This window comes from Arthrobacter sp. JB02-1C (assembly GCF_057748045.1).
Genome location: NZ_CM173235.1, coordinates 1677460 through 1691128, shown reverse-complemented (window position 1 = coordinate 1691128; position 13669 = coordinate 1677460). Strand labels below are relative to the sequence as shown.

Below are 13669 nucleotides of genomic sequence, written 5' to 3'. Positions count from 1 at the left end.
GGCGTTCCAACAGCGTTCCGGACGCCGTTCCTCAAATCGTCCAAGACCAAGACCAAGACCAAGTACTTAATACTCACCTTTCGGGGTGGGCCAGTTCTAAAGAAGTTGGGCTAATTCAAGCGGCGATCGTCACGTAGGTGATGGCGGCCGCTTTTGACGTCCGCCGCCGAAAGGAGAATCAAATTGGGCTTCAAGCTCACCGCCCAGGAAGGTCAAAGGCTGACCGCATGCATGCTGGCCATGCGCCCGGACTGGACGAAGAACAACCCGGGGAAGATGCTCGCCGACGTCAACGCCGGGGCCGGCTTCCCGGGCCGCGACTTCGAACACGCGCTCCGGGCCCTAGCCATGTACGCAACCGCCCGCGGCACTGACGGCGCCCACCAGTACCGCACCCCGGACATCTACCCACGCGAAGGCAAGCACTGGACCACGACGGGAGCGGCCGACTGGACACCGCCCAAGCCGCCACCCTGCGAAGACCACATCGGCCAAGACGCCAACACCTGCCGCTCCTGCCACGCCGACGTCAAAGCCGGCATCCGACCCGCCGACCGCATCGGCAAACACCACGAACCAGAAAGCGAGGAAGCATGAACTTCGCGAGCACCAAGGCACTCAAGGCCCGCAAGCCGCACAACTGCGAAGAGTGCGGCCGGATCATCGAACCCGGCGAGACCTATCACCCGACCGCCGGCAGCTGGGAAGGCGACTTCTTCACGATCAAGGCATGCGCGCACTGCAACATATTCCGCAAGCACATCAACGCCGCCGATGACTACTACTTCGAAGGCTATTACGGCGGCGCGAGCGAATGGGTCGCGAACGGCTACTACTCGTCAACGGACCTGCCAGGCCTGACCTGGGCGCAGCGGCTTGGGCTATTCCGCATGGCGCACCAGTTCGGGCGCCGATGGCGAGACTTTACCGGCGCACTCGTTCCCGTTCCAAAAGACCCAGACCATCAAACCGAAACACCTGAAGCCGTCCCAACCGGGGCGGCTTCTCTCATTCAAGGAGACGAACCATGAGCATGACCAGGAACAAGATCGAAGCATCCATCACCGAGGCGCGACGGTTCATCACGGCCGCCGACGAAGCCCTTACCCAGCTCGATGTCGAAGCACGGCAGCGCGATGACTGGCACGACACGCGGGCACGCCTCGGAGTTGACAGCCCACGCCCCGCGCCCGGCCCGTCCCTCTTCGACTACAGCTACGGATCGAAGCAGACCGGCGCGCTCCGCCGCGCATCCCTTGACCTCACCCGCAACCTCGCGGAGCTACGCAAGTGAAGTTCCGCATCGGCGACCCCGTCCGGGTCATCGCCGCCCCGTGCCGCTGGTTCGACCTCGTCGGCACCGTCCAAGACGAGCACTGGGGCCAGTACCACGTCCGCGGGCTCGACGCCGGCCCCGTGTGGTTCTACCCGCACGAACTCGTACTCGCCGAACACCAACCACAGGAGACCCCATGAGCGAGATGCTCGAACCCGGGTCGGTCTACCGAGCACTCCAGGAAGTCAGCGAAGGCAAGGACCCCGCCGAAGCCTATGCCGAGCTGATGGCCGGGGCTTTGGACTTCGAAGAGGCCGTCGAGAACGACTTCCACGACCACCTCGGCTACGCCCACGACTTCGACGAATGCCGGGACAAGCACGCTGCCAATGGCATCTGCTTCGGCTTTACCTGCCAAACCGTCGAAATGGCCCAGGTCGGTGCCGTACGGCTCATGACCGATTGCCCATGCACCTGCCATAAGGAGACCCCATGATCCGCAAAGAAGGCAAAGCCCGCTGGGTGTACACCTGCGCGCCCTGCGACGTGCACGCCACCCACCCCGACCAGTTCCGCGCCACCGAACAGCAGCAGCGGCACGAGAAAGGCTTCGGTCACTTCGGAAACGCTTTCGAAACGGCGATGAGGGAATCATTCGCGCCGTTGTTGTCCAGCCTGGGATGGACTCTCGATCAATGGCAGGAAGCGCTCCTCACCCGCGCCATGTGGGAACGAGGTCAAGAGTGATCCACGTATTCGTGCCTGGCACGCCCGTCCCGCAAGGATCGGTCAACAACTACCGCGGCCGGATCGTCGGCGTCACCCCGAAGCTCCGGGAATGGCGGCTCAAGATCCGGGCCGCGACCACGGCCAAACACTCAGGTCCGCCGCTCGACGGGCCCATCACCGTGCACCTCGTATTCCAGATCGCCCCGCCCAAGAAGCCCCGCTGGTCACTGCCCGCCGTCAAACCCGACCTCGACAAGCTCACCAGGGCAGCCTTCGACTCCCTCAGCACCACCAAGAACCGAAAGACCAAGGCCACCATCCCCGGCGTCATCACCGACGACGCCCGCATCGTCAGCTTCACCGCCGCCAAGACCTACCACGGCAACCCCGGCGTCATGATCACCATCGACCACGCCAAGGAGACCTAAATGGCCAGCATCGAAATCAAGATCCACATCAACAGCAGAACCACCGAGGTCGCGTCCGAGTGGGACGAGTACGGCGTCATCGGCTCCGCAGACCTCCACTCATCCCGGAACATCGTCGCCGAGCTGGGGGACGTCATGAACCGGGCACTCGCCGCCGCCGGGACCGTCGACGGGAAGCGCCTCATAGCCATCATCCAGGAGCAGCCATGACCACCAACAGCAACATCTCAGTCAGGGTCGAACGCGTCGCCGAGGACAAGAAAACCGGCATGACCGTCGGCGACATCTGGGCGTTCGCACAAGACGCACTCAACCACGAAATCGACCCAAGGACACCCGTCAAAGTCACCACCGGGTTCCGCATGCAAATCCAGAAACTCGAAACCGGAGGACGCCGGTGAGCCTTGAATGCACCACCCAAGACTGCCGCAACCACAGCAGCACCTACCTCTGCACATCATGCGTCCGCGACCTACAAGCCTGGCTCGACAAAGTCCCGGTGATGGTCACCGAACTCAACGTCACCATCGCCAAGCTCGACAACGTCCGGCCAGCAGGAGGTGGCGGCGGTGGTGGCTCCAAACCCGGATCCGCCGCACCCATCAACCTCGACGCCCTCCAACTGCAACAGAACCTCCGGAGCGTCGGCAGAAGCGCCAAAGACTACGCCCACGACTCACGCGCCGCGGGCCTCGCATGGCTCATCCAAGACTGGGTCACCAAAGCGGAGCTCCTGGTCAGTGGGCCAGAAGCCGAACACGTCAACCACGCCGCCATCAAGGCCCGAGTGCAAGGCATAGCGCCACCCATGCCAACCCGCGAACTCCTCCCCTGGCTACGCAAGCAGGCCGGAATCGTCGTCACCAGCATGGACATCCGAAACTGGGCGCGCCGCGGCAAACTCCGGGCAGTCGATCAACACCCACAACCCACCTACCACCCGCACGAAGTACTGCGCGCATGGCACGACACGCGGGCCGGATAAAGTCGCCGCAAACGCCAAAATCAGATAGTGTGTCAGATCGAGGGAAGAAGTGTTTCCCCACCAAGCCGGATCGCCAACGCGACCGGCTTTTTTAGTGCCCAAAGGCTGGCGCCGACCAACCCCCAAACGGTCGGCGCCGGGGATGTAGTGCAGAGGCCTAGCACGCCGGCGAGTAGCAGGGATCGAGTCCCGCCCAAGAGGCAATGGCCACACTCGCTGTAACGCCGGTTCGAATCCGGACATCCCCACGGCGGCCCCTGTGCCGCTCCCATGAGTAAGACCGCCGGACTCTTCACCCGGCAGGAGACGCCAAGATGGCGACGGGTAACCGTCGTGGCAATGCAGACCCGTTCGAGCCGGGCCGTCCCCACTGACAGCTCCCCACCCCGGCCAAACATCTATGCGAGCGGGCAGATGCGGGAGCCGTCCCAACGTACCCCGGCGACCGCCACTAGGAACCGGGCGAAACGCGGCCAAGAACTCATGCCGGCAAACACCGAGACCGGACCCAACCACAGACTTCCAGGAGGCCGGCATGAGCGAACAAACCAAGGCCAAGCTAGAGGCCGCCCTGCAAGAGCACCTCACCGACGAGACTGGGCCAAGCAGGGTAGTCACCGACTACGTCCTCACGGCAGCCTTCATCAACCTTGGCCGGCCCGCATCTGACAACGTCACCGGATACTTCCACGAAGTCCGCGGCGCCATGCACTCATCCATCGGGCTCACAGAGATCCAAGCCGAATGGCTCGCAGCGGGGGGCGGCACCAACGACCCCGACGACTACCTCGACCCTTGATGGCCACATCACGCACCGGCACGTCGCAGTGGAAGAAAGTCCGCAAGCGCGCACTGCACCTCGCCCAGGCCCAAGGTGTTGACCGCTGCCCCTACTGCGGCGTCGCCCTCGACTACGTCACCAGTAGGACGCCGGCAAGCGCCGAGCCCGACCACGTCCAAGCCCATGCCAACGGCGGCCAAGACAAGCTCGAAAACCTCAAAATCTGTTGCCGAAAATGCAACCAGTCCAAAGGCAACAGGCCAGCACCCAAAACCGCGACCGTTTTGAAGGCCAAACCCCTCAAAACCAGCCGGAAATGGTGACTGCCGGCGCCCCCAGATAAGGCTTTTCCTTATCCCAGACCCCATAACCCGGGGGGTGGGGGTATGACCCTCCCCCTGCCCCCGCGCCTCGCCCCCCAGGCATAGCGAAAAATATCCCCCCGAGTGCCTCACGCTCGGCCGCTGGCTCCTTCTCTCCGGCGCTCACCGCCTCTGTGACCGCCGCGCCGCTTGCTTGTAGGGCTTTTTGACCCCCGTCAGATTTGCTCTCGTGGGCGGCGCGGCCCCATTTCAATACTTCGCTGAAACCCTTATGTTTACTCGGTTTATCCGTTACAACTTGGTAGACTTGAGGCATGTCATCGACCACGTGCGGGTACTGCGGAGGACCAATGCACCTCCCCCGGGAGGGCGCGAAGTTCTGCACGTCGAAGTGCAGGGTGTACGCGCACCGGGCTGCGAAGCGCGCACCGGCGTTTCCGGAGGCCATGACTAGCCGCCGGCGCTGGGTGCGTCGGGACGCTAACAAGGTTCCGCTGACTGGCGCTGGTCGTTACGCCTCGTCCACAAAGTCGCGCACCTGGGCGTCTTACGAGCACGTCTCGAAGTCGTCGGCCGGCGTCGGGCTGGGCTTTGTTCTTGGCGACGGTGTTGGGTGCTGGGATTTCGACCATTGTTTCGTTGACGGCAAGCTCGCCGGCTGGGTGCTGGAGGCTATCGCCGAGATTTCCCAGCCGATCATCTTCGCCGAGGTTTCCCAGTCCGGCGAAGGTGTCCACGTCTTCGTCGAAGCTCCCGAGGGCCCCGGCCGCCGGATCCGCGACGGCCGCAACATCGAGTTCTACTCTGCCGGCCGCTACATCGCGGTGACGGGAAACAAGCTGACCCTGTAGGAGGCCATTGTGGACGTTCCAGCAGGTCTCGGCGAGCGCGGCCAAGCTATATGGCTGGCGATGTCCACCGCTGACGTCCCGCGGAATGCGCTGGTGCTTGAGGCTGCTCGCACGGCTGACCGCCTGGACGAGCTGGACAACGTAATTCAGGGGAAGGGCGTCCTGAACCTGATGCAGTTCCGGGTCCTGGATCGCGAAGTCGACGATGACGGCTCCGTGAACATCAACGTGGAGGTCAAGTTCAACGCGGTGCTGGCGGAGGCCAGGCAGCAGGCGACGGCGTTCGCCAACATCCTGACGAAGCTCTCCCCCGCCGATTCAAAGGCCGCGGCCCCACCGGTGCCAGTACCCGCCGACCTGCCAGACAATGTCTCCCCGCTGCAGAGGTTGGCTAAGAAACTGAACGGCTAGGTGGTGCGGCGTGCTGATCGGTTCGCAGGTCGCACGCTTCAACACGGCACCTTCGCCGCGTGGCTACAGCATGCATCATGCAGAGAACGCGCTGGAGCTCGTTGAGGGTTACGGCTACGTTCCGGATCCTTGGCAGGCGGAGGTCGTGCGGGCGTGGCTCCGGACGGATGATGCCGGCTGGGTGGCCTCAACTTGGGGCCTGAGTGTTCCCCGGCAGAACGGCAAGAACGGCGCGCTGGAGGTCGTCGAGCTCTACCTGATGGTGGCGCTCCACATGAAGATCCTGCACACCTCGCACCTCCTGAGCTCGGCGCGCAAGGCGTTCAAGCGCCTCATGCACTTCTTCGGCACGAAGGTCAACGACCCTCACGCCAAGTTCCCCGAGCTCAACGCTTTGGTCAAGGAGATCCGCAAGACCAACGGCCAGGAAGCCATCGAGCTGCACACTGGCGGCCTTATCGAGCTTGGCGCCCGTACGGGCGGCGCCGGCCGCGGTAGCTCGTTCGATGTGCTCGTGGTTGATGAGGGCCAGGAGTACGAGGAGGACGAGCAGGAGGCGTTGGAGCCGACGACCTCGGCGGCCCCGTCCGGTGATCCGATCACGATCTACATGGGCACTCCTCCAAAGGACTTGGAGGAACGTGGTGAGCCTTTCGTCCGCGTGCGTAACGCCGCGGTTACGGGGGCTGACAAGCGCTCGGCATGGGTTGAGCACTCGCCCGCCGGTGACGTCGACAAGATGTCCGAGGCCGAGCTCCGGGTGTTCACGGCTGACCGGAAGAATTGGGCTGAGGCTAACCCGGCGCTAGGCGGCCGCATCAAGCTCCGGACGGTCGAGACTGAGCATCACAGATTTTCCCCGCGGTCGTTCGCGCGCGAGCGGCTCAACATGTGGCCCACGCCCAAGGCGGCTGGCAAGCTGGCGTTCACGGCAGCGAAGTGGGATGACCTTGCCATCGACGACCCGGATCCTGAGTGGCAGGTCGCGTCCTACGGCGTCGACATGAATCCGGAGCGGACGAAGGTGTCGATCGGCGTCTCCACTTTCGGTGAGGGCGATGACATTCACCTCGAGCTGGCGGCTGACGCTCCCTTTGATGAGGCTGGCACGTCGGCGCTGGTGGACTGGTTGTGGGAGCGGTGTAAGCGCCGCATCCCGGTGGTCATCGACGCATACTCTCCAGCCCGGGACCTGCTGGAAGCTCACCTGAAGCGAAAGAAGATGAAGGTCTTCATCCTCGGCGCGCACGAGTACACGCAGGCCTGCGCGGGGCTGCACGAGGCTGTGGAGAAGCATCCGGCTATCACGCACTTCGGCCAGGAACACCTCGACCACTCCATCAAGCACACCACGCAGGACCCGATAAAGAACCGCCCTGGCTCGTTCAAGTGGAACCGAACAAGCCTCGACGTTGATCTGGCCCCTACGGTGGCCGTGACCTGCGCCCACTATGGCGCGATGAAGTTCGCACGCCGAATCCCGAAGGCTTCTGAGAAGAAGGTTCGCGGCGCAATCGTTTTTTAGGAGGTGGCCCGCTTGGCTGGTCAGGTGTTGGTTCGCCCCTTGAGTGAGTTGGAGACTGCAGCGTTCACTCGGATGTTGACGGTGATCCGCCGGAAGGCTGAGCGGAACCGGCTGCGGACGTCGTATCACGACTCGAAGAAGCGCTTGGATAAGATCGGCTTTTCGATCCCGCCCCACATGCAGGACTTCCAGGTGGCGATCGGCTGGGCGAGTAAGGCCGTGAAGGTCCCTGCCCGCCGCATCCGGCCGGATGGTTTCACGCTGGGCCGGGCGTCGTCGATGCTGGATGACCTCGAGGAGGTTTTCGGGGACAACCATTTCGCCGCGGTGGAGCGCATGGCCATTGAGGCGTCGCTGCAGCATTCGGTGTCGTTCGTTTTCGTCACCCCGGGCGACACGGGCAGGGGCGAGTCGGACGTCATCGTCGCGGCGCGCACCGCCCTCGAGGCGACGGCGGAGATCGACGCCCGCACGAACCGTGTCACGATGGCGCTCGAGCTTGTTGGCCGGTGGGAAGCCCTCCTTTACCTGCCGGGCGAGACCCTCCGCGTCCAGTACATCAACAAGGCATGGACGGTCACGGAACGCTATGTCGGCGTCGCGGGCCGCGTCACCTGCACCCCGTATGTCTGGGGCCGGGCTTTGGACCGGCCGTTTGGCTATTCCCGGATCAGCCGCCCGCTCATGGGCTACACCGACATGGCTGTGCGGACCTTGCTCCGGCAGGAAGTCAACGCTGAGTTCTACTCGGGGCCGCAGCGTGCACTGCTGGGTGCTGAGGAAGAGCACTTCACCGACGCCAACGGCAAGCGCATCTCTCCGCTGGACGCTCTCATCGGCGGCGTGTGGGCGCTCCCGGCGACACGGGACGAAGAGACCGGCGACCTGGTCAAGCCGACGCTGCAGCAGCTGGCGCAGGCGACCATGCAGCCGCACGGCGACATGCTCCGAACGATCGGCCTCATGGTATCCAGTGAGACCTCGATCCCGGTCGGCTACCTCGGCATCATCCACGACAACCCGTCGTCTGCGGATGCGATCCGGGCCAATGAGTCGGACCTTGTCTCCGTGGTCGAGGCGGAGCTCCCGAGCATCGGCATGTCCCGCATCGACCTGGCCCGCAACGTGCTTGCTGTGCGGCACGGCGAATGGACTCCGGGGATGGAGAAGGAGCTGCGCGGTTTGAGGGCGCACTTCATGGACCCGGGCACCGCGTCGAAGGCCGCCCAGGCTGACGCCGGGCTGAAGTTCACGGAGACCTTCCCGGACGGCGACCCTGAGGTTGCTATGGAGGTGTACGGCTTGGACAAGGGCCAGATTGAGCGGATGAACACGTACCGGAACCGGGTGGCTGGCGGCAACCGACTGGACACTCTGCTGGCCGCGGCGAAGTCGTCTCCGGCTCCGGTGTTCAGCGACGCTGAGGCGTCGCCGGCGGACGAGCAGTTGAAGCAGGCGCAGATCCTGTCCGCGAAGGCTACGGCGCTCGGTACGCTGCGGCGTGCCGGTGTCGAGGCCGGTTCGGCCGCGGCGCAGGTCGGGCTTGATGGGGTGAAGTTCATCCCGGGCAACCCGATCACGATCCGTGAGGATGCTGCCGGTGGTTGAGCGCGCATCGATTGAGCGGTACCGGTCGGCGACGTCGGAGCTTTCGGGGCTTGTGGCGGGCGAGTTGGCCGCCTTCTTCGCTGCGCTTGACCTGTCGAAACCGGAGGCGGCGCGGAACGCTCTGCTGGAGTTCCTGCCCGTGCTCGTCGGCCAGTACGGGCAGGTTGCCGAGGTGCTGGCCATGGACTGGTATGAGGAGTTGCGGGCTGCGTCGGGGGCGGCCGGTCGTTTCCGGGTGGCTGCCCCGGCCGCGGCGTCGGTCACGGCTGATCGGGTTGAGTCGAAGGTTAGGTACCTCGCGAAGCAGTTGTGGACGCCGGAGGCCGCCGGGATGCTCGGTGGCCTGCTGACGGCGACGGACAAGTACGTGAAGCAGCACGGCCGTGACACGATCGCCTGGAACGCCGACCGTGAGGGCGCGTTCTGGGCCCGGGTGCCGGCAGGCGCGAAGACGTGTTCGTGGTGCTTGATCCTCGCCTCCCGCGACGCGGTCTACATCTCGGAGAAGTCGGCGAAGACAAGGGCCGACGGCGAGACCTACCACGGACTCTGCGACTGCCAGGCGGTGCCACTGCGCCCCGGCGACGACTACCCAGACGGCTACCTCCCCGACGACTTCTACGACATGTACTCGGTTGCCCGTGACGCGGCCGGTTCCGGCGACATGAAAGAAATCGCCGCGGCCTTCCGCCGCGAGTTCCCGGACCACGTCACCGACGGCGTCCATTCTCACTAGGTTCCCTTCCGTGCGATGCGGGCAGGGTTTTTCGCCGTGCGATGCGGCACTCAAGAAGGAGCTTTCCCATTGAAAAAGCAGTTCCCCCACGGCATTGACATCACCGCCCCAGGCGGACTCACTGCGCTGATGGCGTTCCACCGGAAGACCTTCGGCGACGCCGTCATGGAAGTCGATCCCGCGGCTCCCGTTATTCCAGTCGCCCCGGCCGTTGTTCCCCCAGTCGCTGCCCCGGTAGTTCCGGACGAGTCGCAGCTGGGTGACGCCGGCAAGGCTGCCCTGCAGGTCGAGCGCGATGCTCGGGCTACAGAGAAGGCCCGCGCCGACGCCGCGGAGGCAAAGCTGCAGGCCGCTGAGGACGCCAAGCTGTCCGACATTCAGCGCGCCCAGAAGGAACGAGACGATCAGGCAGCCGAGAACGCGAAGCTCAAGGCCACCAACGCGCGTCTCGCTGCACTCGCGGAACACCCCGTGCCGAAGGAATACCAAGACTTGGTGACCGGGACCGACGAGGCCAGCTACCTTGCCTCGGCCAAGAAGATCTCCGAGCTCTACGCCCGCGCCGAAGGGAAAGCTCCGAAGCCAGATCCGGTCCCCGGATCCGGTAAGCGCACCGGCGAAAACAACCCTGCCGGCGGTTCCATCGCCGCCGGCCGCGACCTGTACGCAAGCCGCAACAAGAAGAAGTAAACCTACTTTCCCCTTAGGAGGGACCATGGACATCGCTATCAAGCGGGCGTCTTTCGGTCAGGACGATCAGTCTTGGCTTGGATCTGCGCACGGCACCAACGCCGCGCAGAGCATCACACTGGACGTTTCGACGTTCACCAAGGCCGACCACTACCCGGGCGGCTTCCTGAAGTCGGGCCTGCCCCTGCAGAAGCTCGGCAACGGCAAGTACGGGCTGTGGGCGACCACGAAGCCGCTGGCCGGTTTCCTGTTCACCCCGGTGTCGGCCCCGGCCGATCCCGCGACGCCGGTCGGCGCCGCACTGCTTGAGCATGGTCGCGTCATTGCCGCCAAGCTGCCCGTATCCGTCGACGCCGCTGGCAAGGCATCTGCCGCTGGCCGGATCATCTTCGCCTAAGGAGGCGCACCATGGCACTTGTTCTTTCCAGCGAGTACATCACTCCCACGGAGCTCACCGGATACGTCCGGGAAGCACTGGCCGATCTGCCGCAGAACGCCTTCGGGCTGTCCGCATTCCTGCCGGACGTGGAGACCGACGACATCGACTTCCGCGCAACGGTTGGCGGCGGCGGTCTCGCCCGCGTCGCCAAATACCGGGCATGGGACACCGAGTCCCCGATCTCCGGCCGCCGCGGCATTGACCGGATCAGTGGCGAACTGCCCCCGATCTCGGAGAAGCGCCGCCTGTCCGAGTACGACCGGCTGAAGATGCGGAAGCTCGATTCGGGCATCGTGGACGCGATCCTGAACGACGCCGTCGACCTGGCCCGGAGCATTCACGCACGCGTCGAGGTCGCCCGCGGGCAGGCACTGACGGAGGGCAAGGTCACTCTCTCCGAGAACGGCCTGACCCTCGAGGCGGACTTCGGCCGGAAGGCGACGCACACGCAGACCGCGGCCACGAAGTGGAACGTTGACGGGTCCAACCCGATCGACGACCTGCTTGCGTGGCAGAAGGTCTACGTCGCCACCAACGGCGTCCGCCCCGGGGCGACGCTGACCAGCCAGGATGTTCAGTCCTCGCTGATGCGCAACGCGGCCATCCGGGCCATGACGCTGCCCGCCGGTTCGACTCAGCAGATCGTCACGATCGACGCGATCAACGCGCTGCTGCAGTCGTTCGGCCTCCCGCCCCTGAGCACTTACGAGGCGCAGGTGGAGGGCGATGACGGCACGGCGAAGTCGATCATCGACCCGGCCAAGGTGCTCTTCCTGCCGCCGGCGGATCGGAAGCTCGGCGAAACCCTGTGGGGTGTCACGGCCGAGGCGCTGGACTCCGACTACGGCATCGACGCCACCGAGGCGCCGGGCGTCGTGGTGGGTTCCTACTCGGACAAGGACCCGGTTGGTCTGTGGACCAAGGCTTCCGCCATCGCCCTGCCCGTGCCGGCGAACACCAACCTGACGCTGGCCGCCACCGTCCTGTAACCCAGTCGGCGGCGGGCAGCAATGCCCGCCGCCTTCCGGTCTGACAAAAGGAGAATGAATGTCACGCACTTTGAGCACTCACGTGTCACTCTGGGGCGAGGCTGGCGAGCTGGTCACCCTGGCGCCGGGCGAGGACCTTCCGAGTTGGGCCGAGGGCCGTGTGGGCGAGCATTGCCTCTTCCCCGACCCGGACTCCGACGAAGAGCAGAATCCTGCCGACGAGGCCGACGCTGATCCCGAAGCCGACGGCGACGACGGCTCGGACGACGATGCCGCGGGAGACGACGAAGACGCTGAGAGCGACGGCGAGGATGATCCCACCCCTCCCGCCGCTGATGATCAGCCCGACTTCACCGCGCCTGCCACGGCACGCCGCGGCCGTTCCCGGAAGTAGGACCTGATGGCCGCCGACTACGCGACGCTGGCCGACCTGAAAAAGCATTGGTCAGGTCTGCCGGCCGAGGATGAGGCCGACGCCACCCAGAAACTGCACGAGGCGTCTATCGAGGTTCGGGGCAACTACCCGGACGTCGACCAGCGCATCGCCGTGGCTGTCGCGGACGGCGGCATGGATCCGGACATTCCGAAGCTGGTTGTCTGCCGCATGGTCAAACGTGCGTTGGACGTTAGCGAGGATGATCCGACCGCCGGGCTCGAAACCTTCCAGGTCGGCACGGGCCCGTTCTCGATGGGCGGCAAGGTGCACAACGCCGACGGGAGTGTCTACCTGTCGGCCGCGGACAAACGGCTGCTGAGCAAGTCCAGGCCGCGTAAGCAGGCATGGACCATTCACCCGGGGGGCTGATGTGGGCATTGTTTCGAGGTTTCCGAAGTCGTGGCGCACTGATGTTGTGGTGCTCCGCGGTGGCGGCCGTGACGCGAAGGGCAACCCGCTTCCGGCGACAGAGATCCCGGTGACGGATTGCATCGTTGGCCCGCGGGCGACTGCTGACCCGTTGGACCGCTCCGACGTCGTCGATTCGAAGGCCGTCCTGTACCGCGACCCGGACAGGAGCGACGCGCCGTTCCGGTTCCTGCCCGCTGACCGGATCCGGGTTCCTGTCGGCCAACGCATGGCTGGTACTTGGTCTGTGGACGGGCGCCCGGGCGAGTGGCCTCTCGGCTGGGAAGTCGCTTTGGTGGCGGCCTGATGGCGCTCCGTAAGGTCCCAGGCTCGCGGTCGTACATGGCCGACGATTCCGGCCTGCGGGACCTGGGCGCGTCCGCAGCTGTCGGCGCAGCGTCCCTCGCGGCGGCGCAGCGTCTGGCGGGCAACGCTCAGGCGGTGGGCCGTGGCGAATACTCGGCATCCAACACGACTGTCACGGCTGGTTGGGCGAACGAGCGCCGGGCCGGTGCTGTGGTGCGCGAGTCCCGGCCGGATTGGAAGGACACCCGCGACGCGATCCTGTTGCGTGTTGCCCGGTCGATGGAAGCGAGGGGCCGATGATTGACGCACTCGTTTTCCCTGATGTTCGGGCATGCATTGATGATCTGATCGACGGCACATCCCATGGTGGGCCGCCTATCCGGTCAGTGTGGCACCTGCCAGCGGACGCATTCAGCAATGAAGACCTGTGGCCGATTGTTCTGGTCTACACCGGAGACGGGTCCGAAGGGTTCGTGGATCGCGTAGACCGGGTGACGCTTGAGTGCTATGCGCCCGGTACTGCCGCCGTGAACACGCTTGAGTCGATTCGTGCGCTGATCTGCGGGACGGACATCGAAACCGATCACGGCTTCATAGATTCGATCACCACGGACAGCGGCCAGGTGCCCAAGGACATTCCGTTCCAGTCCGACACGCTCAACAAGGCCGTAGCCACGTTCTTCGTAACGTCACGGCCGCTCTAAACCCCGTTCGGGGATCTAACTAACTCTGAGCCCTTGAAAGGGGT

Annotated in this window: 25 protein-coding genes and 1 tRNA gene; all 26 read left to right on the top strand. The window is 64.8% G+C overall.

Annotated features, from left to right (window positions below):
- The first annotated feature begins 183 nt into the window (after positions 1 to 183).
- Positions 184 to 597, top strand: coding sequence for a hypothetical protein (locus AC3ANP_RS08075; protein WP_488332799.1), 414 nt, complete (start codon positions 184 to 186; stop codon positions 595 to 597).
- Positions 594 to 1031 (top strand): hypothetical protein, encoded by a 438-nt coding sequence (locus AC3ANP_RS08070; protein ID WP_488332798.1) that lies wholly within the window; start codon positions 594 to 596, stop codon positions 1029 to 1031. Before AC3ANP_RS08075 ends, AC3ANP_RS08070 begins: the two co-directional genes overlap by 4 nt.
- On the top strand, positions 1028 to 1294 hold the full coding sequence (locus tag AC3ANP_RS08065) for a hypothetical protein (protein WP_488332797.1): 267 nt from the start codon (positions 1028 to 1030) through the stop codon (positions 1292 to 1294). The genes AC3ANP_RS08070 and AC3ANP_RS08065 overlap by 4 nt, the downstream gene beginning before the upstream one ends.
- Positions 1291 to 1476, top strand: coding sequence for a hypothetical protein (locus AC3ANP_RS08060; RefSeq protein ID WP_488332796.1), 186 nt, complete (start codon positions 1291 to 1293; stop codon positions 1474 to 1476). Before AC3ANP_RS08065 ends, AC3ANP_RS08060 begins: the two co-directional genes overlap by 4 nt.
- Positions 1473 to 1772, top strand: a complete 300-nt coding sequence (locus AC3ANP_RS08055) for a hypothetical protein (RefSeq protein ID WP_488332795.1) — start codon at positions 1473 to 1475, stop codon at positions 1770 to 1772. Before AC3ANP_RS08060 ends, AC3ANP_RS08055 begins: the two co-directional genes overlap by 4 nt.
- Complete coding sequence (locus tag AC3ANP_RS08050) at positions 1769 to 2023, top strand: hypothetical protein (RefSeq protein ID WP_488332794.1); 255 nt, start codon at positions 1769 to 1771, stop codon at positions 2021 to 2023. The genes AC3ANP_RS08055 and AC3ANP_RS08050 overlap by 4 nt, the downstream gene beginning before the upstream one ends.
- A complete protein-coding gene (locus tag AC3ANP_RS08045; RefSeq protein ID WP_488332793.1) occupies positions 2020 to 2433 on the top strand; it encodes a RusA family crossover junction endodeoxyribonuclease in 414 nt (137 codons plus the stop codon). Before AC3ANP_RS08050 ends, AC3ANP_RS08045 begins: the two co-directional genes overlap by 4 nt.
- Positions 2434 to 2643 (top strand): hypothetical protein, encoded by a 210-nt coding sequence (locus AC3ANP_RS08040; protein WP_488332792.1) that lies wholly within the window; start codon positions 2434 to 2436, stop codon positions 2641 to 2643.
- A complete protein-coding gene (locus AC3ANP_RS08035; protein WP_488332791.1) occupies positions 2640 to 2834 on the top strand; it encodes a hypothetical protein in 195 nt (64 codons plus the stop codon). Before AC3ANP_RS08040 ends, AC3ANP_RS08035 begins: the two co-directional genes overlap by 4 nt.
- A gap of 101 nt (positions 2835 to 2935) precedes the next feature.
- Positions 2936 to 3418, top strand: coding sequence for a hypothetical protein (locus AC3ANP_RS08030; RefSeq protein ID WP_488332790.1), 483 nt, complete (start codon positions 2936 to 2938; stop codon positions 3416 to 3418).
- A gap of 138 nt (positions 3419 to 3556) precedes the next feature.
- Positions 3557 to 3666, top strand: a tRNA-OTHER gene (locus AC3ANP_RS08025).
- 287 nt (positions 3667 to 3953) lie between these two features.
- Positions 3954 to 4217 (top strand): hypothetical protein, encoded by a 264-nt coding sequence (locus tag AC3ANP_RS08020; RefSeq protein WP_488332789.1) that lies wholly within the window; start codon positions 3954 to 3956, stop codon positions 4215 to 4217.
- Positions 4217 to 4522 carry an HNH endonuclease gene (locus AC3ANP_RS08015; RefSeq protein WP_488332999.1) on the top strand — a complete coding sequence of 102 codons (306 nt, stop codon included), beginning with the start codon at positions 4217 to 4219 and terminating at the stop codon, positions 4520 to 4522. The genes AC3ANP_RS08020 and AC3ANP_RS08015 overlap by 1 nt, the downstream gene beginning before the upstream one ends.
- A gap of 314 nt (positions 4523 to 4836) precedes the next feature.
- On the top strand, positions 4837 to 5373 hold the full coding sequence (locus tag AC3ANP_RS08010; RefSeq protein ID WP_488332788.1) for a hypothetical protein: 537 nt from the start codon (positions 4837 to 4839) through the stop codon (positions 5371 to 5373).
- A gap of 9 nt (positions 5374 to 5382) precedes the next feature.
- Complete coding sequence (locus AC3ANP_RS08005; protein ID WP_488332787.1) at positions 5383 to 5784, top strand: hypothetical protein; 402 nt, start codon at positions 5383 to 5385, stop codon at positions 5782 to 5784.
- Positions 5785 to 5794: 10 nt separating this feature from the next.
- A complete protein-coding gene (locus tag AC3ANP_RS08000; RefSeq protein WP_488332786.1) occupies positions 5795 to 7309 on the top strand; it encodes a hypothetical protein in 1515 nt (504 codons plus the stop codon).
- 39 nt (positions 7310 to 7348) lie between these two features.
- Positions 7349 to 8917, top strand: a complete 1569-nt coding sequence (locus AC3ANP_RS07995; RefSeq protein ID WP_488332785.1) for a hypothetical protein — start codon at positions 7349 to 7351, stop codon at positions 8915 to 8917.
- On the top strand, positions 8910 to 9653 hold the full coding sequence (locus tag AC3ANP_RS07990; protein ID WP_488332784.1) for a VG15 protein: 744 nt from the start codon (positions 8910 to 8912) through the stop codon (positions 9651 to 9653). Before AC3ANP_RS07995 ends, AC3ANP_RS07990 begins: the two co-directional genes overlap by 8 nt.
- 69 nt (positions 9654 to 9722) lie before the next feature.
- Positions 9723 to 10343, top strand: coding sequence for an FtsB/FtsL family cell division protein (locus AC3ANP_RS07985; protein ID WP_488332783.1), 621 nt, complete (start codon positions 9723 to 9725; stop codon positions 10341 to 10343).
- Between the two features lie 25 nt (positions 10344 to 10368).
- Complete coding sequence (locus AC3ANP_RS07980) at positions 10369 to 10740, top strand: head decoration protein (protein WP_488332782.1); 372 nt, start codon at positions 10369 to 10371, stop codon at positions 10738 to 10740.
- An 11-nt stretch (positions 10741 to 10751) separates the two neighbouring features.
- On the top strand, positions 10752 to 11771 hold the full coding sequence (locus tag AC3ANP_RS07975) for a major capsid protein (protein WP_488332781.1): 1020 nt from the start codon (positions 10752 to 10754) through the stop codon (positions 11769 to 11771).
- Between the two features lie 58 nt (positions 11772 to 11829).
- The gene (locus AC3ANP_RS07970) at positions 11830 to 12165 is read left to right on the top strand and encodes a hypothetical protein (protein WP_488332780.1); all 336 of its coding nucleotides are present in this window, start codon (positions 11830 to 11832) and stop codon (positions 12163 to 12165) included.
- A 6-nt stretch (positions 12166 to 12171) separates the two neighbouring features.
- Entirely contained in the window at positions 12172 to 12576 is a 405-nt protein-coding gene (locus AC3ANP_RS07965; protein WP_488332779.1) for a hypothetical protein, read from the top strand.
- Position 12577: 1 nt separating this feature from the next.
- Entirely contained in the window at positions 12578 to 12922 is a 345-nt protein-coding gene (locus AC3ANP_RS07960) for a hypothetical protein (protein WP_488332778.1), read from the top strand.
- Positions 12922 to 13221 (top strand): hypothetical protein, encoded by a 300-nt coding sequence (locus AC3ANP_RS07955; protein ID WP_488332777.1) that lies wholly within the window; start codon positions 12922 to 12924, stop codon positions 13219 to 13221. The genes AC3ANP_RS07960 and AC3ANP_RS07955 overlap by 1 nt, the downstream gene beginning before the upstream one ends.
- Positions 13218 to 13625, top strand: coding sequence for a hypothetical protein (locus AC3ANP_RS07950; protein WP_488332776.1), 408 nt, complete (start codon positions 13218 to 13220; stop codon positions 13623 to 13625). The genes AC3ANP_RS07955 and AC3ANP_RS07950 overlap by 4 nt, the downstream gene beginning before the upstream one ends.
- The last annotated feature ends 44 nt before the right edge of the window (positions 13626 to 13669 follow it).